The 22054-nt window shown below is 68.0% G+C and carries 18 protein-coding genes; 15 read left to right on the top strand and 3 right to left on the bottom strand.

Annotation, left to right across the window (positions count from 1 at the left end; genetic code table 11):
- Window positions 1–51 precede the first annotated feature (51 nt).
- The 3 genes from D4740_RS01140 to D4740_RS01130 form a co-directional block, all read right to left on the bottom strand.
- Window positions 52–1539 (bottom strand): amino acid adenylation domain-containing protein, encoded by a 1488-nt coding sequence (locus D4740_RS01140; protein WP_119835094.1) that lies wholly within the window; start codon window positions 1537–1539, stop codon window positions 52–54.
- A gap of 180 nt (window positions 1540–1719) precedes the next feature.
- Complete coding sequence (locus D4740_RS01135; protein ID WP_162933865.1) at window positions 1720–2760, bottom strand: alcohol dehydrogenase catalytic domain-containing protein; 1041 nt, start codon at window positions 2758–2760, stop codon at window positions 1720–1722.
- A 233-nt stretch (window positions 2761–2993) separates the two neighbouring features.
- Entirely contained in the window at window positions 2994–3887 is an 894-nt protein-coding gene (locus tag D4740_RS01130; protein WP_119835092.1) for a LysR family transcriptional regulator, read from the bottom strand.
- A 108-nt stretch (window positions 3888–3995) separates the two neighbouring features.
- Between D4740_RS01130 and uvrC the strand changes: the two genes are divergently transcribed.
- The 15 genes from uvrC to scpB all read left to right on the top strand — a co-directional run bounded on the left by uvrC (window position 3996) and on the right by scpB (window position 22016).
- On the top strand, window positions 3996–6353 hold the full coding sequence (uvrC, locus tag D4740_RS01125; RefSeq protein WP_119835091.1) for an excinuclease ABC subunit UvrC: 2358 nt from the start codon (window positions 3996–3998) through the stop codon (window positions 6351–6353).
- 41 nt (window positions 6354–6394) lie between these two features.
- On the top strand, window positions 6395–7276 hold the full coding sequence (locus D4740_RS01120; RefSeq protein WP_119835248.1) for a PRD domain-containing protein: 882 nt from the start codon (window positions 6395–6397) through the stop codon (window positions 7274–7276).
- 268 nt (window positions 7277–7544) lie between these two features.
- Window positions 7545–9455, top strand: a complete 1911-nt coding sequence (locus D4740_RS01115; protein ID WP_119835090.1) for a beta-glucoside-specific PTS transporter subunit IIABC — start codon at window positions 7545–7547, stop codon at window positions 9453–9455.
- Window positions 9456–9557: 102 nt separating this feature from the next.
- Complete coding sequence (locus D4740_RS01110) at window positions 9558–11024, top strand: family 1 glycosylhydrolase (protein ID WP_119835089.1); 1467 nt, start codon at window positions 9558–9560, stop codon at window positions 11022–11024.
- A 298-nt stretch (window positions 11025–11322) separates the two neighbouring features.
- Window positions 11323–12297, top strand: coding sequence for an RNase adapter RapZ (rapZ, locus tag D4740_RS01105; protein ID WP_119835088.1), 975 nt, complete (start codon window positions 11323–11325; stop codon window positions 12295–12297).
- A 7-nt stretch (window positions 12298–12304) separates the two neighbouring features.
- Window positions 12305–13348: a uridine diphosphate-N-acetylglucosamine-binding protein YvcK gene (gene yvcK, locus D4740_RS01100; protein WP_119835087.1), complete on the top strand. Its 1044-nt coding sequence runs from the start codon at window positions 12305–12307 to the stop codon at window positions 13346–13348.
- A 205-nt stretch (window positions 13349–13553) separates the two neighbouring features.
- Window positions 13554–14534, top strand: a complete 981-nt coding sequence (whiA, locus tag D4740_RS01095; RefSeq protein ID WP_119835086.1) for a DNA-binding protein WhiA — start codon at window positions 13554–13556, stop codon at window positions 14532–14534.
- A gap of 290 nt (window positions 14535–14824) precedes the next feature.
- Entirely contained in the window at window positions 14825–15829 is a 1005-nt protein-coding gene (gene gap, locus D4740_RS01090; protein WP_119835085.1) for a type I glyceraldehyde-3-phosphate dehydrogenase, read from the top strand.
- Window positions 15830–15967: 138 nt separating this feature from the next.
- Window positions 15968–17161 carry a phosphoglycerate kinase gene (locus tag D4740_RS01085; RefSeq protein WP_119835084.1) on the top strand — a complete coding sequence of 398 codons (1194 nt, stop codon included), beginning with the start codon at window positions 15968–15970 and terminating at the stop codon, window positions 17159–17161.
- A 74-nt stretch (window positions 17162–17235) separates the two neighbouring features.
- Entirely contained in the window at window positions 17236–18015 is a 780-nt protein-coding gene (gene tpiA, locus D4740_RS01080; RefSeq protein ID WP_119835083.1) for a triose-phosphate isomerase, read from the top strand.
- A gap of 180 nt (window positions 18016–18195) precedes the next feature.
- Window positions 18196–18438 (top strand): preprotein translocase subunit SecG, encoded by a 243-nt coding sequence (secG, locus tag D4740_RS01075; RefSeq protein WP_119835082.1) that lies wholly within the window; start codon window positions 18196–18198, stop codon window positions 18436–18438.
- A gap of 67 nt (window positions 18439–18505) precedes the next feature.
- Complete coding sequence (locus D4740_RS01070) at window positions 18506–19432, top strand: site-specific tyrosine recombinase XerD (RefSeq protein WP_119835247.1); 927 nt, start codon at window positions 18506–18508, stop codon at window positions 19430–19432.
- A gap of 112 nt (window positions 19433–19544) precedes the next feature.
- Entirely contained in the window at window positions 19545–20444 is a 900-nt protein-coding gene (locus D4740_RS01065; protein ID WP_119835081.1) for a ParA family protein, read from the top strand.
- Window positions 20434–21315: a ScpA family protein gene (locus D4740_RS01060; RefSeq protein WP_119835080.1), complete on the top strand. Its 882-nt coding sequence runs from the start codon at window positions 20434–20436 to the stop codon at window positions 21313–21315. Before D4740_RS01065 ends, D4740_RS01060 begins: the two co-directional genes overlap by 11 nt.
- A complete protein-coding gene (gene scpB / locus D4740_RS01055; protein WP_119835079.1) occupies window positions 21312–22016 on the top strand; it encodes an SMC-Scp complex subunit ScpB in 705 nt (234 codons plus the stop codon). The genes D4740_RS01060 and scpB overlap by 4 nt, the downstream gene beginning before the upstream one ends.
- The last annotated feature ends 38 nt before the right edge of the window (window positions 22017–22054 follow it).

Here is a 22054-nt window from a genome sequence, read left to right as displayed (position 1 = left end):
GTGGTGTCATGGTGCCTGTCTTACGGTATCTTCACGGCCTCCGCCCCGCCATCACCCTTCTTTCAGCACTACCGGCAGCGCGGCGTCGTCGGGTTTGCCGTTGCTGTTCAAGGGAATCTCGCTCATGACGACAAAGAACTCGGGAACCATGAACGAGGCGAGCCGACGCGCGAGGCGCTTGCGCAGCTGGGAGAGCACGATGCCCTGGTCCTGGTGCCTCGGCGTCAGGTAGGCGACCAGGTAGGAGAGCCTGTTCTCGTCGATGTGAGCACGTACTACCGCGCGGTTGACCGCCTCGTCGGCCGACAGCACGTTCTCCACCTCCTCGCACTCGACCCGCTGCCCCTTGATCATGACCTGCGAATCCTTGCGGTGCAGGAAGGCAATCTGGCCGTCCTTCAGTTCGACACCCAGGTCTCCGGTGCGGTATAGACGTGAGCCGTCTTCCTGCTCGACGAAGTTACCCGTCTCCGGGCGGTCCGTGAGGTATCCGCGAGCCACGCCTGCGCCCGTAATGCATATCTCGCCTGTCTGACCCGGGGGGACAGGTCGCAGGAGGTCGTCAAGGAGCTGCACACGGTAGCCCAGGACGGCCTTGCCGATCGGGTAGGTGTCGTCCTCACGTGGCTGCCCGGCGCTGGCGCAGTAGTACGTGGCGCAGCAGGTTGTCTCCGAGGGACCATAGGTGTTGTAGACCTCGGCGCTCCTGACAAGCTGGTCGCAGTAGCCCGCCCTGAGCACATCTCCGCCGCTGACGTAGAGCCGCACGCTCTTTGGCGTCCTCCCGGAGGCGTTGATGTCGGCGATAAGGTAGGGGAAACCGTCAACGATGGTCACGCCCATCTCGTCAACAAAGTCGAGCAACGCCTGGAGGTCGTCGTGCTCGGCGGAGGACGGGATGGCGAGCGTGGCACCGGTGAGTAGTGAGCAGAACACCTCCTCGACGAAGATGTCGAAGGAGCAGACCGAGTACTGCAGCATCACGTCACCCGGCCCGATCCTCATCTCGTTCTCAAACGCCTTGACGTAACCCAGTACGTTACGGTTCTCCACGCACACGCCCTTGGGCTCACCCGTGGTGCCCGAGGTGTACAGCACGTAGGCCAGGTCCTCCGCGGTGCCGCTGCTCGTGGTGTGCGCTGGAGCCGACGTGCCGGAGTAGGCCGGCTCGACGTAGACACGTTCTGCCTGGCGAAACAGGCTGTCGTACTCCTGCTGGGTCACCACGACATCCACATCCGCCTCGGTGAGCATGAAGTGGATGCGCTCTACAGGGAAGGAGGGCTCTGCTGGGACGTAGGCTGCTCCCGTCTTCAGCGCCGCGAGCATAGCCGCGATCATGGCCGGGCCGTGGTCCATGACAATGCCAACAAAGCGCGGGTCCTTCGGCAGCATGGCTGCGATCGAGGTCGCCATGCGGTCGAGCTCGGCGTAGGTTACGTTCCTCTTCCGGGTGATGATAGCCGACGCGTCTGGCTGTGAGGCAACCTGCCTGGCAAAGCGGTCGTATATTGTCTCGTGTATTGTCTGGCTGTCCATGTTAGTTCCCGTGAGCCGACTGCAGAAAGGCCTATAAGCCTCGCTACGTAGCGTATCATAAGGTGTTGCCGACATGTGATTGTTGGTGCCGGGTCCTGTCGGCCGACAGCGCCCCGCCGGGACCGGGGTGCCCCGCTCGGGTGGGTTTAGAGACACAGGGAACCGGTCCCGCCCGCTGGCTCAGCCAGCGGCCTCCAGGACTGCTCGGGAGCGCAGCTGCCCAGCCTTGAGCAGCTCCAGTGCCCGTGGCGCCTGGGACATGGCGAAGCGCTCGACGACGGTGCGTACCTTGCCCTGAGCCGCAAGGCTCAGCACGTTCTCCATCTGTGCCCGGTTGCCCAGCAGGGAGGTGCGCAGTGTCTGGGCGCGGTCGAACGGGTAGCCGCGCAGCGTGAGTGGGACCGCGCTGACGAGCGTGCCTCCCCACTTCAGGGTGCGCAGCGCCTGGGCAGTGACTGCCTCCGCAGGGGCAAAGAGAAGGACCGCGTCAGCGGTGTCCTCGACCTGGGCAAGAGCTTGCGGGTCGGTGGCCTCAACCGTGTGGGTGGCACCCAGCTCGCGGGCCACGGCCAGGTGCTCTGGGCTACGCCCGACAACCGTGACCTCGGCACCGGTGAGGACTGCGAACTGTACCGCCATGTGCCCCACACCGCCCGGGCCGAAGACGGCAACCCGGTCACCCGGGCCGAGGTCGAGCTTGTCCACCGCGCCGAAGGCAGTGATGCCGGGGCAGAACAAGGGTGCGGCCTCCACTATGTCCAGGGTGTCAGGTAGATGGTAGGTGTGCCGGGCGGTGGCGACCATGAGCTCGCCATAGCCTCCGTCAACGTGCTCTCCAGTAATTCTGCGCTCGTGGCACAGCTGCTCGCGGCCGGTGGTGCAGAACTCACACTCCTCGCAGGTGGACCACAGCGGCTGGACCCCCACCCTGTCCCCGAGCCTGAACCCCTCGACACCGGTACCGAGCTCGGCGACGTAGCCGGTGACCTCGTGCCCGGGGACGATAGGGCTGAGCGCGGGGACACCGTTACCCACCCAGTCACCCTCGATCATGTGGAGGTTGGAGCGGCACACGCCGCAGGCAGCCACCTTGATGAGGAGCTGGCCAGGCCCAGGCTGAGGGGTGGGCGCCTGGCGCCAGCGCAACGGTGCCTGTTCGATCGGTGCAGGGGCATCCAGCTGCTGGGCGTACATAACGGGGTTGGAGGCATGAGAGCTCATGGTTGCCAGGCTACGGACCGTAACTGCCGGGGAGCCAACAGCAGACTCTTCTGGGGCCAGGGAAGATTTCGTTGGCAGGGCTCGCAGGTGGCGGGGGCATTGGTATCCTCCAGCGGCGGTGAGACCTTGAGGGCTCTTGAGGGCTTCTGTGGGCTGCGGTGCCGCTGCCACCGGGCCGTTGACGCCCGCTGTGCCAGCGGCGTCGGCTGTGTCAGCAGCACCGACCAGGAACATCAACCGGGGACGTCAACCAGAAACATGGAGGCGAAGGCCCTTGCAGCGGTCCCAGCCTGGGGGCTGAGGGCGAGGGCCGTCTCCCAGCAGGGCCTGGTGCCAGTCAGCGGCAGCGCTACCAACGAGGCTGCCTCAGGCTTGGCGGAGAAGGACTGGGGCACGACGGCGACCCCGAACCCGTACTCCACGAGTGACAGCAGCATGTGGACGTCCGTCACCTCCACCGTCGCGCGCCGGGACACACCAGCCTCGCTCAGGGCCTGGTCCAGGATGCTGCGGGCCGGCCACGACGGGGCGAAGTCGACAAGGCGTTCGGGGCGCAGCGCCGCGAGCGCGACCGAGCTCTCGGAGGCGAGGGGGTGGCTTCGGGGGACCAGAAGCACAAACGGCTCCTGCCGCAGGACGGTCACCTCCAGGTCCTGGATGAGTCTGGCACCGGACTCACCAGGAGGCCCGGCGATCAGGGCGGCGTCAAGCCTGCCTGAGCGCAGGTCGCGCAGGAGACTGTCTGAGGGAGCCTGCTGGAAGAAGACCTCGATACCCTCCTGCTGCGGGGCGAAGGCAGTCAGGACGTCGGCCAGGTTGACCAGGTCTCCCAGGCACTGCTCAGAGCCCAGGCGCAGGGAGCGGGACGAGCCTAGGCCCATCAGCTCACGCTTGGCGGCAGTGGCATCAGCAAGCATCCTGCGAGCGCGGGGGAGGAAGGCCTCGCCCGCAGCGGTCAAGGTGGCACCGGAGGCGCTGCGGGCGAACAAGGTCGCGCCCAGCTCGCGCTCCAGCGCCCTGATGGAGGACGACAGACCGGACTGGCTGACAAAGCTCCTCCGCGCAGCCTGGGTGAAGGTCTGCTCCTCGACCACGGCCAGAAAGAGCTCCAGCTGGCGCACGTCCACGGCCTGTCTCCTCCACTTCCGACCGGCCCGCCCAGCGGCGGGCGCCTCCCTGCCTCAGGATCTTAGCCCTGTGGTCCTCGGCGGTGTGGCACGTCGTAGTCTTGAGCCATGGCCGACCCCTCGACGTACCGACCCGCCCCGGGCGAGGTCCCCACGTCTCCGGGCGTCTACCGGTTCCTCGACGGGCAGGGCCGGGTCATCTACGTGGGCAAGGCAAAGAACCTGCGTGCCCGCCTGTCCAGCTACTTCCAGGACATCGCCGCCCTCCACCCGCGCACCCAGACGATGGTCACCACCGCTTGCGCCGTGGAGTGGACGGTGGTGTCCACCGAGGTAGAGTCCCTGGCCCTGGAGTACTCCTGGATCAAGGAGTTCAACCCGCGTTTCAACGTCATGTACAAGGACGACAAGTCCTACCCCTACCTGGCCGTTACCATGCAGGAGACCTTCCCCCGGGTCCAGGTCATGCGCGGTGCCCGCAGGCGCGGGACTCGCTACTTCGGCCCCTTCGTGGCGGTGTGGTCCATCCGTGAGACCGTGGACCAGCTGCTGCGTGTCTTCCCGGTGCGTTCCTGTTCTGCGGGGGTGTTCCGCCGCGCCCAGGCCTCTGGGCGTCCGTGCCTGCTGGGCTACATCGACAAGTGCTCAGCTCCCTGCGTGGGGCGTGTCAGCGAGCAGGACCACCGCGCGCTTGCCGAGGACTTCTGCTCCTTCATGGCCGGACGCACCGGCCCCTACCTACGTGAGGTCGACTCCCAGATGAGGGCGGCTGCTGCGGCCCTGGACTTCGAGAAGGCAGCCCGCCTGCGGGACGACGCCGCCGCTCTGCGCAAGGTCATCGAGACCAACGCCGTCGTGCTGCCCGACGCCACCGACGCCGACGTCTTCGCCCTGGTGCGTGACGAGCTGGAGGCCGCTGTCCAGGTCTTTCACGTACGCGGGGGGCGGGTGCGCGGCCAGAGGGGCTGGGTCGTGGACCTGGCAGACAGTCCCGAGGACTCCGAGTTGGTGGAGCGTCTCCTCCAGCAGGTCTACTCCGCGCTCCCGGACCCCGCTGACGACCGCCTGGGGGAGCCCGGCAGCCCGGCAGCCCCTGAAGACGCTGAAGACACGAAAACCGTTGGTAGCGGTACCGGAGGCCCTGAGGCTCCACCCGCCTCGGGGCTCACAACCTCCGTGGGTCTCACGGGTGCCAGGTCGCAAGACTCGAGGCTGCGCGCGCCCCTCCAGTCGTCCGCCTCGCGCCGCCGTGAGGCTGCCGCCACCAGTGTCGATGACGTCGCCCACACCGCGACCACGGCTGTTCCCCGGGAGGTCTTGGTTCCGGTCATGCCGGGCAGCGCCAGCGCAGTGACCGCGTGGCTCTCTCAGCTGCGGGGAGGTCGGGTGGACCTGCGAGTCCCACGCCGTGGTGACAAGGCCTCCCTCCTGGAGACCGTGCGCAGGAACGCCGAGGAGGCCCTGCGCCTGCACAAGGCCAGGCGGGCGGGGGACCTCACCCAGCGCTCCCAGGCGCTGGAGGAGCTGGCTCAGGCCCTGGACCTGCCTGAGGCGCCCCTGCGCATCGAGTGCTACGACGTCTCCCACACCCAGGGCACCTACCAGGTGGGCTCCATGGTGGTCTTTGAGGACGGTGCCCCCCGCAAGTCCGACTACCGGCGCTTCACTGTGCGCGGTAGTAACGGTGAGGGGGCCGCGGACGACACGGCCGCCATGGGTGAGGTACTGACCAGGCGCTTCAGGCGGCTTCTTGCGGAGCGCGGTGCTGAGCCCGGGACCGGGCACGACGTGGCCGGAGGTAGAGGCTCAGAGAGGGAGCCAGGAGACAGTGTCGAGGGTGCCAGGGGTGAGGAGCCCATCCCGAGTGTCCTGGTCCCCGACGGTCAGGGCGGGCAGGTGGTTGCTCCTGTCGACGAGGAGGGGGTCCCCGTGGTCTCCGGTCCTGTCGACCCGGCCACGGGCCGGGCACGGCGGTTCAGCTACCTCCCTGGCCTGGTGGTGGTTGACGGAGGCCTCCCCCAGGTCAGCGCCGCCCGGGCGGTGCTCGACGAGCTCGGTGTGGACGTGCCCCTGGTCGGCCTGGCCAAGCGCCTGGAGGAGGTCTGGGTCCCGGGGGAGGAGTTTCCCCTGGTGCTGCCGCGCGGCTCGGCCGCCCTGTACCTCCTCCAGCACCTGCGCGATGAGTCCCACCGCTTCGCTATCACCCACCACCGCAGGAGGCGCTCGGCGGGGATGACCCGCTCGGTGCTGGATGATGTCCCGGGGCTGGGGCCGACGCGTCAGGCCGCTCTGCTGCGTGAGCTCGGCTCCGTGGCACAGATCCGCCAGGCCACACCCGAGCGCCTCGCCCAGGTCAAGGGGATCGGGCCGACCCTGGCCCAGGCTGTTCTTGCCCACCTCACGGCCAGCACCACCGCTGGGTCCCGGGACCAGGGGGAACAGGAGGACAGCAGTCCCGGGGGCTGAGAGGGCTTGTGCTGGGCCAGCCCCGTGGGCAGACTCTGCTCGTGAGGATCCTGCGGGTGTTCAACAACAACGTCGTGCTGGCACGTGACGAGCTGGGCCGTGAGACGGTGGTCACCGGACGGGGTGTCGGCTTCCAGGCCCGGCCCGGCCAGGAGGTCGATGCCAGCCGGGTGGCTCGTCGTTTCGTCCCGGCGCGCAACGCGGGCTCCGTGGGTGAGGTCATTGCCGACATCCCCCTGGAGCGGATCACGCTCATCGAGGAGGCCCTCTCCCGTGCCACGCGCGAGCTGGGGGCGCCGACCCCCTCCTCCACGGTCCTCGCCGTGGTGGACCACGTCAACCAGGCCATGGAGCGGGTGCGGCAGGGCCTGGTCATGGACTACCCCCTACGGGCCGAGGTCGCCCACCTCCACCCCGAGGAGCTGCGCCTAGCCGAGCGGATGATTGACGAGCTTAACGCGGTCCAGGAGGTCCAGCTGCCTGCTGGCGAGGCGACGGCCCTGGCCCTGCACCTCTTCAACGCCGTGGTGGGCAGCCCCTCCGCAGAACGGGCCTGGCAGCAGTCCCGCCTTATCGCCCAGATCTTCGACGTCCTCACACGTGCCTACGGCCAGGACTTCGACCCGGAGTCCATCGATGCCGCACGGCTGGCAGCCCACCTTCGCTACTTCCTGACCCGTGTACGCACCGGTGAGCAGGTGGCTGACGGCACTGCGCACGCAGTTGCCCGAGTGCTACGCGAGACCAGGCCGCGGGCCTACCAGATAGCCCTGCGCATACGCGAGCTGCTGGAGCTGCGCCTGGCCAACCCTGTCTCCGCTGATGAGACGGCCTACCTGACCATCCACGTGGCCCGCCTGGAGGGCGCGGCCTCCCAGGCGCGGCGCGCTGGCTCGCACACCTCGGAAGCAGTCCTGGACTGACGCCGCTCTGGCTCGACAGAACCACACAGAGTCCCAAGAGTCCGTAGCAGGACCAGAGAACTAGCATAGAACTGTGGTCTATACCAATATGAGGCGACTGTCGATGGCGGTCCCAATGTGGATAACATGGTCCTGGACCGAGGGACGGTCCGATGGATTGTGACCCGATACGGGGCAAGACCTGAGGAACCTGGGTGCTGTGTGCGCCGCGGGGACCTCGGGTCTTTTTTGTTCCCTGAGCGTGTCAACGTGATCAAGGAGGATCGTGATGGCCAAAACCGACTACGCGGCGCTTGCGCCGGACCTGCTTACCAAGGTGGGAGGTCAGGACAACGTCCGTAGCCTGGCCCACTGCGCTACCCGCCTGCGCTTTGTCCTCAAGGACGAGTCCAAGGCCGACACCGAGGCCGTCAAGGCCACCGGCGGCGTGGTCACCGTCGTCCAGGCCGGGGGCCAGTACCAGGTCGTCATCGGCAACGACGTCCCGCAGGCCTACGCCGAGCTCATGAAGATCCTGGGCCCCATGGGTGAGGAGGAGGACGCCCCCGCGGAGCGGAAGAACCCTCTGGACGCCTTCATCTCCCTGGTGTCAGGGATCATCTCGCCCATGCTGTGGACCCTGGCGGGTACAGGCCTGTTCAAGGCCTTCCTCACCATGTTCACCACCCTGGGGTGGCTGGCGGAGGACACCGACACCTACACGGTGCTCTACGCCGCCTCCGACGCCTTCATGAACTTCCTGCCCATGGTCCTGGCGGTGACGGCCGCCCGGCACTTCAAAGCCAACCAGTTCACCTCCATGGCGATCGCCGGGGCACTGGTCTACCCCAGCATCATCGCGCTCAACGAGGCGGGCGGCCCCCATGACTTCTTCGGCATCCCGCTGGTCATGATGAGCTACACCAGCTCGGTCATCCCCATCATCGTGGCCGTGTGGGTGCAGAGCCACCTGGAGAGGCTCTTCATGCGCTATATCCCCAGCGCCTTCCGCAACTTCATGACACCGTGGCTCACCGTCCTCATCATGGTGCCGCTGACCCTGCTCACCATCGGCCCGGCCACCACCTACCTGGCCGACGGCATCGCCGGGGGTGTGCAGTGGCTCTTTGCCACCGTGCCGCTCCTGGGAGGGGCCATCATGGGAGGCCTGTGGCAGGTCTTCGTCATCTTCGGCCTGCACTGGGGCTTCGTCCCCCTCATGACCCAGGAGATCACCACCAACGGCTACTCCGTCATGACCGGTCCGCTCGTGGCCCCCGTCCTGGCCCAGGCCGCCGCCGGCCTGGCAGTCATGCTGCGCTCCAGGGACGCCAAGACCCGCGAGCTCGCCGGCCCCGCCGCGGTCTCCGGCTTCCTCGCCGGAGTCACCGAGCCGGTCATCTACGGCATCAACCTGCCCCGCAGGCTGCCCCTCTACTTCGGCATCGCCGGCGGCGCCGTGGGCGGGGCCATTGGTGCGCTGGCCGGAGCCAGGACCACCTCCGCGGGCGTCTTCCCCTCCATCATCGGCCTGCCGGCCTGGATGGATGCGACTCCCAACGTCCCGCTGTTCCTCGTCGGCGTCGTCGTGGCTGTCGTCATGGCCTTCGTACTGACCTACTTCTTCGGGGTCCGTGACGACGCGGGGCAGGCCGGTACCGCGCCGGGTACCGGGGACGAGGCACCTGGCACCGCCGCGCCGCGCGCCCTGGACGTGGATGCCGCCGAGACCACCGGCGACGTCGACGTCATCGTCACCGCTCCCGTGCCCGGCCGGGTCATCGCCCTGGAGGACGTCCCCGACCCGGTCTTCTCCTCCGGCGTCATGGGCAAGGGCGCGGGGATCGTCCCCGCCGACGGCTCCGTCGTGGCACCTGTGGCCGGCGAGGTGGTAGCGACCACCGACACCGGGCATGCCGTGGGCATCAGGACCGATGACGGCGTCGAGGTCCTCGTCCACATCGGCATCGACACCGTCAACATGAAGGGTGAGGGTTTCACCACATCGGTCAGCAAGGGGCAGCGGGTGGTTGCGGGCCAGGAGCTGGTCCGTGTCGACCTCACTAAGGTCGAGGCTGCTGGCTACTCCACCGTCACAGCCCTGCTCGTGACCAACACGGCCGCGCACAAGGAGGTTACCGCCTCTGCCGTCGGGGAGGAGGTGAGTGCCGGGGACCCCGTCGTCATCGTGAGCCGGTGAGACCACTGCACAGTCATCAGTGCGGAGACAGCCACAGACAGCCAGAGACACTAGAGACTGCGTAAAAGCGCAGGCAGACAGAGAAGAAAGGCAACGGACACCATGACAGACACCGCGGTACACACAGTGACAGGCGCACGGGGCACTGCGTCCCGGTTCCCCGACGGCTTCCTGTGGGGTGGCGCTCTGGCGGCCAACCAGTATGAGGGCGCCTACGACGCTGACGGCAAGGGGCTCAGCGTCCAGGACGTCATGCCCCAGGGCATCGTCGGGCCCCGCACCGAGGGGCCCACCCCGGACAACCTCAAGCTGGAGGGCATCGACTTCTACCACCGCTACAAGGAGGACATTGCCCTCCTGGCGGAGATGGGCTTCAAGGTCTTCCGTTTCTCTGTCGCCTGGTCCAGGATCTTCCCCAGCGGGGACGAGACCGAGCCCAACGAGGAGGGGCTGGCCTTCTACGACCGGGTGCTCGACGAGCTGGAGAAGTACGGTATCGAGCCCCTGATCACCATCAGCCACTACGAGACGCCGCTGCACCTGGCCAGGGCCTACAACGGCTGGGCCGACCGGCGCGTGATCGGGTTCTTCGAGCGCTACGCCCGGACCCTCTTCGAGCGCTACGGCAGCCGGGTCAAGTACTGGCTGACCTTCAACGAGATCAACGCCATCCTCCACGAACCGTTTATGGCGGGGGGTATCAACACCCCCAAGGACCAGCTCAGCGAGCAGGACCTCTACCAGGCGATCCACCACGAGCTGGTGGCCTCCGCCTCAGTGACCCGCATCGCCCACGAGGTGAACCCCGACCTGAAGGTCGGCTGCATGATCCTGGCGATCCCCTTCTACCCGCTGACCCCCGATCCCCGCGACGTGTGGGCGGCCAAGCAGGCCGAGCGTGACAACTACGCCTTCGGCGACGTCCACGTGCGCGGGGCCTACCCGGGCTACTTCCTGCGCAAGTTGGCGGACAAGGGGATCGAGCTGGATATCACCGAGGAGGACCGGCGCACTCTGGCCGAGCACACGGTCGACTTCGTCTCCTTCTCCTACTACATGTCCTCCTGCGAGACGGTCACCCAGGACCGCCAGGCAGGCGGCGGCAACCTCATGGGCGGGGTCACCAACCCTACCCTGGAGGTCTCCCAGTGGGGCTGGGCCATCGACCCCCGGGGGCTGCGCACGATCCTCAACGACTACTGGGACCGCTGGGGCAAGCCTTTGTTCATCGTGGAGAACGGACTGGGGGCGCGTGACGAACTGGTCACCGGGGAGGACGGCCAGCCCACCGTCGAGGACGACTACCGCATCAACTACATGAACGACCACCTGGTGCAGGTTCGTGAGGCCCTCGCTGACGGGGTCGAGGTCATGGGCTACACCTCCTGGGGGTGCATCGACTGCGTGTCTGCCTCCACCGCCCAGCTGTCCAAGCGCTACGGGTTCATCTACGTGGACCGCGACGACGACGGCCAGGGCACCCTTGAGCGCTACCGCAAGAAGTCCTTCGGCTGGTACAAGGGGGTCATTGCCTCCAACGGGGCCGACCTGACGCCGCCGACCGACTGAGACCGACGGGCCAAGACCGACGGGCTGAGACTGACACGCTGACAGCGAGTGGCTGAGGACGTCGTCGGCCGCCACGACCGGTCGCACCGCAGCCTCCGACGAGGGGCGCGGACAGGAACCGTGCCTGCCCGCGCCCCTCGTCGGAGGCTGCGCGCGTGCGAGGCCACGTCTGCCCACGGTGGTGGTCTCGCCTCGGAACTGCGGGACACCCGTGTGCGCGGCCACGGCCCGGCCCTGTCCCGGGGCGCGGCCGGAGGGTTGTCCTCCAGCCGCCCTTCCGGCGTGCCATGCTTGAGCCATGCGTGAACAGGAGCACCCACAGCCTGCCGAGCCCGCTCGCGACCCGCTGAGGGACACGGTTCCTGTGGAGATCCCCGCTATCGACGACGCCGCGCCCCCGGTGCCTCCTGCGGAACGTCCCGAGATGATCATCGTCACCGGGATGTCAGGTGCCGGCCGCTCCCGGGCGGCCGACGCCCTGGAGGACCTGGACTGGTACGTGGTGGACAATCTCCCGCCCCAGCTGCTGCCCGCCCTGGCCGGGATGATGACCACCGTGGGCGCCGGGGTCCACCGGCTGGCTGCCGTGGTCGACGTGCGCAGCCGGGAGTTCTTCGCCCACTTCATGGAGTACCTGCGCCAGGTGCGTGGGGCGGGAACGGAGGTGCGGCTGATATTCCTGGACGCCTCGGACGCGGCGCTGGTCAGGCGCTTCGAGTCCTCGCGCCGCCCCCATCCCCTCCAGGGCACCGCTTCTGTGCTGGAGGGGATCGAGCACGAGCGTACCCTCCTGGCCGGGCTCAAGGGCATGGCTGACATCGTCATCGATACCTCACGCTACTCTGTCCACGAGCTGGCCAGGCGGGTACGCGAGCTCGTGGCCCGGGAGTCCGACCTGGCCCTGCGCGTCCACGTCATGTCCTTCGGCTTCAAGTACGGCCTCCCTCTGGACGCCGACCACGTGGTGGACGTGCGCTTCATCCCCAACCCGTTCTGGGTCTCTGAGCTGCGCCACCTTACCGGGCGTGACGCGGCCGTGGCCGACTACGTCTTCGCCCAGGACGGCGCCGCTCCCTTCGTTGACGGCTACGCGGACCTCCTGGCCCCGGCGCTGCCGCACTATGTTGACGAGCTCAAGCCGCACGTCACTATCGCAGTAGGCTGTACCGGCGGGAAGCACCGCTCGGTGGCCTCTGCCGAGCGCATAGGATCCAGGCTGCGACAGGCTGGCTTCGAGGTCGTCGTCCAGCACAGGGACCTGGGACGGGAGTGAGGGCGCCATGGGCACGACGATCGACACGGCTGGGTGGCCCCGACGTGGTGAGGAGGGTCCCGGTGTCGTGGCCCTGGGGGGCGGGCACGGGCTGTCGGCCACGCTGAGGGCGCTGCGCCACCTGACCCACCGGCTGACGGCGGTGGTGACCGTGGCCGACGACGGAGGCTCGTCGGGCCGCCTGCGCCAGGAGTTCGACTGCCTGCCTCCCGGAGACCTGCGCATGGCCCTGGCCTCCATGTGTGACGACTCCGAGTGGGGCCTGACGTGGCGTGACGTCCTCCAACACCGTTTTCATGGTCAGGGCGAGCTGGACAACCACGCGCTGGGCAACCTTCTCATCCTGGCGCTGTGGCAGCTTCTCGGGGACGACGTGGGCGGCCTGGAGTGGGTGGGCAGGCTGCTGTCCATCAACGGCAGAGTAGTTCCCATGTCGTCCTCCCCGCTGGTGATCGAGGCGGACATCGTCAACGGGGACCGGCGGGAACGAGTCTCCGGGCAGGTGGCTGTGGCCTCGGCGCGTGGGCGCATGGAGAACGTCTCCATCGTCCCCCAGGACGCTGACGCCCACCCTGCTGCGCTGGCGGCGATCGACGAGGCCGACTGGGTGGTCCTGGGGCCGGGCTCCTGGTATACCTCCGTGCTGCCCCACCTCATTCTGCCCTCGATGCGCCAGGCCCTGGCCAGCACGCGTGCCAGCAAGGTCATCGTTCTCAACCTCTCCGCCCAGCGCGGGGAGACCGACGGTATGACCAGTGCCGACCACCTGCGTGTCCTGGCGGACTATGCCCCTGAGGTGAGGGCTGACGTGGTCCTGGCCGACCCCTCGACCGTGGAGGACATCGACGACCTGGCCCGTGTGGCCTCCTCCTTAGGGGCGACCCTGGTCCTGCGGCAGGTGCGTACCGGGGAGGCGCGCCTCCACCATGACCCCCTCCGGCTGGCGGCGGCCTTTCGTGACGCCTTCGAGGGCGCCATCGGGGACGTGGGAGACGCCGCTCACTGGCATCGCGGCGGCACGCCCAGCCTCCTGGGCGGCGGTACTGAGTAGTATCACAGCCCAGTTCCATAGTATCTTCTCTGGACCCGCAACCGATCCAGAGAACTTTCTTCATACTCCTCTCGCACCTCGCGTCATAACCGTCATATGTTGTCGCACCTGGGTCCCCTGCGCGCGCAGGCACGTACCTGGACAGTTCCTGCGTGCCGCCGGGGACCTGGGTGACAACCTATCGCTAGCAGTCAGGAGCCTTCTCATGTCGCTGACGGTCACCGTCAAGGACGAGCTCTCGGGCGTCGTCGCCGAGAACACGGCGCAGAAACGCGCTGAGGTGTCGGCCATGCTGCGCTTCGCCGGAGGACTGCACATTGTCTCCCAGCGCCTCGTGGTGGAGGTAGAGCTCGACCACGGCGCCACAGTGCGTCGGCTCCACCGCTACCTCAGGGAGCTCTTCGGTATGGACGCGGAGGTCCTCGTGGTCCAGGGAGGGTCGCTGCACCGGGGCTCGCGCTACCTGCTGCGTGTAGCGGACCGGGGCAAGGACCTGGCCCGCCTGTCCGGCCTGGTGGACGAGCACGGCCGCCCGGTGCGCGGGATGCCGGTGGCCGTGGTCCAGGGCGGGCGCAACGCCGCTGCGGCAGCGTGGCGGGGAGCCTTCCTCGCCCGGGGGTCGTTGACCGAGCCCGGTCGCTCCTCCTCCCTGGAGGTCACCTGCCCCGGCTCAGAGGCGGCGCTGGCCCTGGTGGGGGCGGCCCGCCGCTTCGACGTGGTAGCCAAGGCCCGTGAGGTGCGTGGCGCCGACCGGGTGGTCGTACGTGACGGGGAGTCGATCGGCATCATCCTGGACCGGATGGGTGCCCCGGAGGCCAACAGGACCTGGTCCGAGAGACGCTCGCGCAGGGAGTCGCGAGGCACCGCTAACCGTCTGGCCAACTTTGACGACGCCAACCTGCGGCGCTCTGCCCGGGCCGCTGTCGCCTCCGGGGCCCGTGTGGAGCGTGCCTTCGAGATCCTCGGTGACGACGTCCCGGCACACCTGCTTCAGGCTGGCAGGCTGCGCATGGAGCACAAGCAGGCCTCGCTGGAGGAGCTAGGGCACCTCTCCGACCCGCAGCTGACCAAGGACGCGGTGGCCGGCCGAATCCGTCGTCTGCTGGCGATGGCCGACAAGCGCGCCCACGACCTGGGGGTGCCCGACACCGAGTCGGTCCTGACCCAGGACATGCTGGATCCCTGAGCTGCCTGCGGGGCCTGGCCGGGTCCTGGGAGGGACTCTGGTCCCACGACCGCGGTCGGTGCAGGTCACGGCCTGGTTGCCGCAGGCTGCCGCCCTTGTGCCTGTTCGCCCGTGGCGTTCCTAGTGCCGGTGGGAGGCTCGCCAGCGCGGTAGGGGTGTGGATAGACTCTGTGCTGCCGGGTGCGACGGGTCTCCTTCTGTGAGGAGGTACGTGGAGCCCGGGGCACACTCCGGTGTGCGAACGACCCCAGAAACCGTGCGTCTGCGGGCGCACTAGGAGGACGCAAAAAGTGACTACCCGAGTTGGTATCAACGGCTTCGGCCGCATCGGCCGCAACTTCTTCCGCGCCGCCCTGGAGCAGGGAGCGGACCTTGAGGTCGTCGCAGTCAACGACCTCACGGACAACAAGACCCTGGCCCACCTGCTGAAGTACGACTCCATCCTCGGTCGCTTCAACGGCGAGGTCTCCTACGACGAGGAGGGCATCACCGTCAACGGCGCGCACATCAAGGTGCTTGCCGAGCGCAACCCCGCCGACCTCCCCTGGGGCGACCTCGGCGTCGAGGTCGTCGTGGAGTCCACCGGCTTCTTCACCGACGGTGAGAAGGCCAAGGCCCACATCGACGGCGGTGCCAAGAAGGTGGTCATCTCCGCGCCCGCGAAGAACGTCGACGGCACGTTTGTCATGGGCGTCAACGAGGCCTCCTACGACTCGGACACGATGAACATCGTGTCCAACGCCTCCTGCACCACCAACTGCCTCGCCCCCCTGGCCAAGGTCCTCAACGACAAGTTCGGGATCGTCCAGGGAATCATGACCACGGTGCACTCTTACACCGGTGACCAGCGCCTGCTGGACGCCCCCCATGGCGACCTGCGCCGCGCCCGCGCCGCCGCCCTGTCCATGATCCCCACCAAGACCGGTGCCGCCCAGGCAGTCGCCCTGGTCATCCCCGAGCTCCAGGGCAAGTTCGACGGCCTGGCCGTACGCGTCCCTACTCCGACCGGCTCCCTGACCGACCTGACCTTCCAGGCCGAGAAGGAGGTCTCCGTGGACGCGGTCAAGGCTGCGGTCAAGGAGGCTGCCGAGGGCGAGCTCAAGGGCATCCTGGCCTACACCGAGGACCCGATCGTCTCCGCTGACATCGTGGGCGACCCCCACTCCTCGATCTTCGACGCCAACGAGACCAAGGTGATCGGCAACCTGGTCAAGGTCCTGTCCTGGTACGACAACGAGTGGGGCTACTCCAACCGCCTGGTGGACCTCACCGAGTACGTCGCCGAGCGCCTCTGACAGCGCTCGCCGCGAGTACGACCACGATGCTCCACTGACTGCGCCCGTGCACGCGCACCCCTCGCGTGCACGGGCGCAGTCCCGTTTCTTCCAGAAAATTCCGGCAAATGACCGACTGATGAGAGGTGTCAGCTTCCTATGAAGACCATCGAGTCCCTGGGTGACCTTGCGGGCAGGCGGGTCCTGGTTCGCTCCGACTTCAACGTCCCGCTGGACGCCGACAAGAACATCACTGACGACGGCAGGATCCAGGCAGCCCTGCCGACCCTGCGCCGACTGCTCGACGCGGGGGCGAAGGTTGTCGTCGCCGCCCACCTGGGACGCCCCAAGGGACAGGTCAACCCTGACTTCTCCCTGGCACCCGTGGCGACCCGCCTGGCCGAGGTCACCGGCACGACGGTGACTCTTGCTGAGGACACCGTGGGCCCCTCCGCCAAGGCGGCTGTGGAGGCCCTGGGCGACGGTGAGATCGTCCTGCTGGAGAACGTGCGCTTCAGCGCCGCCGAGACCTCCAAGGACGACGCGGAACGTGAGGCCTTCGCCGCTCAGCTTGCGGCCCTGGCCGACGTGTTCGTCTCCGACGGCTTCGGCGTGGTCCACCGCAAGCAGGCCTCTGTCTACGACGTCGCCAAGATCCTGCCCTCAGCCGCGGGCCTGCTGGTGGTCAAGGAGATCGAGGCCCTGGGAAGGGCCGTCAACGACCCCAGACGCCCCTACACCGTGGTCCTGGGCGGGTCCAAGGTCTCCGACAAGCTCGGTGTCATCGCCAACCTCCTGGGTAAGGCGGACCGCCTGGTCATTGGCGGTGGTATGGCCTACACGTTCCTGGCCGCACAGGGCTACGGGGTGGGCACCTCCCTGCTGGAGAAGGACCAGATCGACACGGTCAAGGGCTACATCGACACCGCGGGCGAGCGTGGCGTCGAGCTGCTGCTGCCTGTTGACACCGTGGTCGCCCCTGAGCTCGCCGCCGACGCGCCCGCTAGCGTTGTCGCCTCCGAGGCCATCCCGGCCGACCAGATGGGCCTGGATATCGGTCCGCAGACACGTGCCCGGTTCGCCGAGGCCATCGCCTCCTCCAGCACCGTGGTGTGGAACGGTCCTATGGGCGTGTTCGAGCTCGAGGCCTTCGCCGAGGGCACCAAGGCAGTGGCCCAGGCCATCAGTGACTCCGAGGCGTTCTCGGTCATCGGTGGGGGTGACTCCGCGGCCGCGGTGCGCACCCTGGGCTTCGACGAGTCCGCCTTCTCCCACATCTCCACAGGTGGTGGTGCCTCCCTGGAGCTCCTGGAGGGCAAGACTCTGCCCGGCATCGCCGTCCTGGAGGACTGACTGAGCCTCTGCCGAGCCGTCCTCGTCCCACACAGCACACAGCTACGTAACTCAACACGACTGAAGGTGTCACAATGAGCAACCGCACTCCTCTTATGGCGGGCAACTGGAAGATGAACCTGGACCACCTGGAGGCCAACCACTTGGTCCAGGGCCTGGACATGGAGCTGAAGGACCGCGACCACGACTACGACAGGTGCGAGGTCGTCGTCATCCCCCCGTTCACCGATCTGCGCTCCGTCCAGACCGTGGTCGAGGCCGACAGCCTGGCGATCAGGTACGGGGCCCAGGACGTCTCCACCCACGACAACGGTGCCTACACCGGTGAGATCTCCACCTCCATGCTCTCCAGGCTCGGGGTGTCCTACGTGGTCATGGGCCACTCTGAGCGCCGTGAGTACCACGGAGAGTCCGACCAGCTCGTCGGTGCCAAGGCCCGCAAGGTGCTTGACGCCGACATGACTCCGATCCTGTGCTGCGGCGAGGCCCTGGCGGTACGCAAGGCGGGCACGCACGTGGACTTTGTCCTGGGGCAGATTCGTGCCGCCCTGGAGGGGTGGAGCGCCGAGGACGTCGCCAGGATCGTCATCGCCTACGAGCCCATCTGGGCCATTGGCACCGGTGAGACCGCGACCGCCCAGGATGCCCAGGAGGTCTGCGGCGCGATCCGCCAGGCACTGCGTGCCGACTACGGTGACGCGACAGCGGAGGCCACCCGGATCCTGTACGGCGGCTCCGCCAAGCCGGACAACATCAAGGAGCTCATGGCCCAGGAGGACATTGACGGCGCTCTTGTGGGAGGTGCCTCCCTCAAGGCGGACTCCTTTGCCGCTATGGCTCACTTCTACGCCTGACAGCCTCCTCAGGTGCCTGGCCGTCTGCTCTGGCCGACACGACGTGTCGGCCAGAGCAGACGGCCAGCGCCACCTCACACCCGGTTGCCTCCGGTGGTCCCCGGTGGCGGGTAGGCTTCGGCACAGACAGGACCGCGGGGCCTACGGCCCCATGACGAAGGGAACGTAGGGGAACACGGTATGGACGCGCTGCGTGTCATTCTCCAGGTGCTGCTCGTGCTCTCGAGCTTCTTCCTCATTATGTCCATCCTCCTGCACAAGGGGAAGGGAGGCGGCCTGTCGGACATGTTCGGCGGTGGGATCTCCTCCTCCGCAGGCTCCTCCGGCGTGGCTGAGCGCAACCTCAACCGGATCACGGTGGCCGTGGCACTGACCTGGGCACTGACGATCGTGGGTCTTGGCCTCATTACCAGGTTCTCCTGAGGCTGGGCAGGCCACGGGCACCCGGGCTACCGGCAGCGACCCGCGTGGCGACACCCTGGAGCGCGCGCTGCGGGGGTACCTCGCGCACCTGCGGGTCGAGCGGGGCCTGAGCCCTCACACGCTGTCGGCCTACGAGCGGGATCTGGCCCGCTACACCCGCTACCTGCGCCACAGCGGCGTGCACGATCCCGCCTCAGCCACCCCCGAGCACGTCAGCAGCTTCCTGGAGGCGCTGCGCACAGGCGCTGATGGCGCGCGCACCCTGGCTGTCTCCTCAGCCTCCCGGACGCTCACGGCGGTGCGTGGCTGGCACCGCTTCCTCCTGGAAGAGGGAACCACGAGCGAGGACCCGGCTGCTGACGTGCGGCCTCCTCAGCTGGGGCGGCGTCTGCCCAAGGCGCTCAGCATCGAGGAGGTCGGTCGTCTCCTGGAGGCCGCTGGAAGCGGGGACAGTCCGGTCAGCCTGCGTGACCGGGCGCTGCTGGAAGTGCTCTACGCCACGGGGGCGCGGATCTCCGAGGCCGTGGGTCTGGTCGTCGACGACCTGGATCCCGGCTCCGGTGTCCTGCGCCTGTTCGGGAAGGGCCGCAAGGAGCGGGTCGTGCCGGTCGGGGGTTACGCCTGGACGGCCCTGGAGGCCTACCTGGTGCGCGGCAGGCCGGTCCTGGCGGAGAAGGGTCGGGGAGTACCAGAGGTGTTCCTCAACACGCTGGGCAGGCCCCTGAGCAGGCAGAGCGCGTGGGCCGTCCTGCAGGCTGCGGCCCGACGGGCAGGCCTGTCTGGCGGCCAGGACGTGGCCGGGCAGCGTCACGTCTCCCCGCACACGCTGCGTCACTCCTTCGCCACGCACCTCCTGTCCGGGGGAGCGGACATACGCGTGGTCCAGGAGATGCTGGGGCACGCCTCAGTGACAACGACCCAGGTCTACACCAAGGTGACTGTAGACCACCTGCGGGAGGTCTACGCGACCAGCCATCCCAGGGCACGCGACTAGGCGTCCAGGACGCGCGGCCGGTCGTGGCCGGTCCGTGGCTCAGCAGCCGGGCAACGGGGCGTGTCTCCGGGGTGCGGGCGTCAGCACTGGGGTGTCGGCTAGTCTGGGAGACGTGAGCGACACCGACCAGTCCGGACTGTACGACCTGCCCACCTCCGAGGAGGCTGAGGAGGCTGAGGAGTCTGAAGAGGCTGAGGAGAGAGCCTTTGCTGTTCCTGAGCCCCTGGTCTCCCACGGTCCTGCCCGTGTCGTGTCCATGTGCAACCAGAAGGGCGGGGTGGGCAAGACTACGACCACTATCAACCTGGGAGCTGCCCTGGCCGAGTACGGGCGCCGGGTGCTCATCGTGGACTTCGACCCACAGGGGGCCGCCTCAGCCGGCCTGGGTATCAACGCCCACGAGCTGGAGTCCACCATCTACGACCATCTGGTGGCGGCGCACCCCGACGTGCGTACGGTCATACACCCCACCACGGTCCCGGACCTGGACATCGTCCCGGCCAACATCGACCTGTCCGCAGCCGAGGTCCAGCTGGTCAACGAGGTAGCCCGCGAACAGGCTCTCAAGAGGGTGCTCCGTCCTGTCCTGGACGACTACGACGTCGTGCTCGTGGACTGCCAGCCCTCCCTGGGGCTGCTCACCGTCAACGCGTTAACGGCCTCCCACGGGGTTATTATCCCCCTGGAGACTGAGTTCTTCGCGCTGCGCGGCGTCGCCCTCCTGGTGGAGACGGTGGAGCGTGTCAAGGACCGCCTCAACGCCAGCCTCACGATCGACGGCATCTTGGCGACCATGGTGGACACCCGGACGCTGCATTCTCGGGAGGTCCTGGAGCGCCTGGAGGAGGCCTTCGGCGAGCTGCTCCTGGACACACGTATCCGGCGTACTGTCAAGTTCCCTGACGCCTCCGTAGCCAGTGAGCCGATCACGAGCTACGCCCCCTCCCACCCGGGTGCCAAGGCCTACCGTCGTCTGGCCCGCGAGGTCATCGCCCGCGGCGATGTCGCCTGAGCCCCTGACGCCTGCCAGGGACCCCGCTACCTCCAGGCACCAGCCGCATGGTCCGGCCCCGAACCAGGAGGTTACCGGGACGCAGACGACTGCCCGGCTGCCGGGATTCAGCGTCGCCCTGCCGCAGTTCGAGGGGCCTTTTGACCTGCTGCTCAGCCTGATCGCCCGTAGGCGCCTGGACGTCACCGAGCTGGCCCTGGCCGAGGTTACTGACGACTTTATCGCCTACATGCGCTCCGACGGGGACCTGGAGCACGCCTCCGAGTTCCTCGTTGTGGCTGCCACGCTGCTGGCGCTCAAGGCGCACCGGCTGCTGCCCCGGGAGGAGGACGAGGAGGACCCAGACCTGGAGCTGCTGGAGGCGCGCGACCTCCTATTCGCCAGGCTCCTGCAGTACCGGGCCTTCAAGGAGGCGGCAGGAGCCTTCCGGGAGCTGGCCGAGGCCGCCTCGCGCAGCTACCCGCGCCTGGTCAGCCTGGACCCCCGCCTGGCCGCCCTGATGCCCCCTCTGGTCGCCACCGTGACACCTGAGGAGCTGGCCCGTGCCGCGGCCTCGGCCCTGAGCCGTCCCAGGGACCCGGGCGTCCAGACCCTCCACCTCCATGAGCGGGTCGCCGTGGGCGAGCAGACAGGGCTTGTCGCTGAGCGGCTCAGGCGTCATGGCCGCCTGACCTTTACCGAGCTGACCCACGACGCCGACAGGGTTGCCGTGGTCGTCGCGCGATTCCTGGGGCTGCTCCTGCTGCACCGTCAGGGTAGCGCCGAGTTGGAGCAGACGGAGGCCATGGGTGAGATCACGGTGACCTGGTGTGCCGACCAGGAGGATCTGGAGGGCATAGTAGAGGCTGACGTGGAGGAGGAGTTCTCATGACACAGGCCCAGGTGCGTGCTCTCGCACCTGGCGGCGGGACCGGGGCCACCGACCAGGAGACGGCCACGGCCGCACCGGGCACACCGCACCAGGTCGGGCTGCGCGGTGCTGTGGAGGCGGTGCTGGTCGTGGCCGACGAGCCGGTGACCACCGCTGCCCTGGCGCAGGCCCTCGACCTGGGTCAGGAGGAGACCCGGGCGCTCCTGGAGGGGCTCGCTTCCGAGTACCGCGGGGAGGTGCCCGGCAGCCGTGAGCGCGGCTTCGTCCTGCAGCAGGTGGGTGAAGGCTGGCGGCTGGCCTCGGGTGCCCGCTACAGCGAGGTGGTGGAGCGCTTCGTTGTCGGCAGCGCCACGGCCAGGCTGTCGCAGGCCGCCTTGGAGACCCTGGCAGTCATCGCCTACCGTCAGCCTGTCACCAGGAGCAGGGTCGCTGCCGTCCGGGGGGTTAGCGTGGACGGTGTGGTACGGACCCTCCGCGCCCGCGGGCTCATTGAGGAGGACGGCACCGAGTCCTCCGGGGCGGTCCTCTACCGCACCAGCGCCGAGTTCCTGGAGTACCTAGGTATCAGCTCCTTGGAGGAGCTGCCCGCGCTGGCACCCTATCTCCCCGCTCAGGAGGACCTGGCGGACCTGGACGACGAGGTCAGCGAGCTGACGAGCCCGGCAGGTGTGCAGGAGGCAGGCGGACGTGCTGACCGGTGAGGGGCGGCAGACCCGGCAACCTGACAGAAAGGAGAGGC

Origin of the sequence: Actinomyces sp. 2119 (genome assembly GCF_003591215.1) — a bacterium.
GTDB lineage: Bacteria > Actinomycetota > Actinomycetes > Actinomycetales > Actinomycetaceae > Actinomyces > Actinomyces lilanjuaniae.
This window is presented reverse-complemented; position numbering and strand designations above follow the sequence as displayed.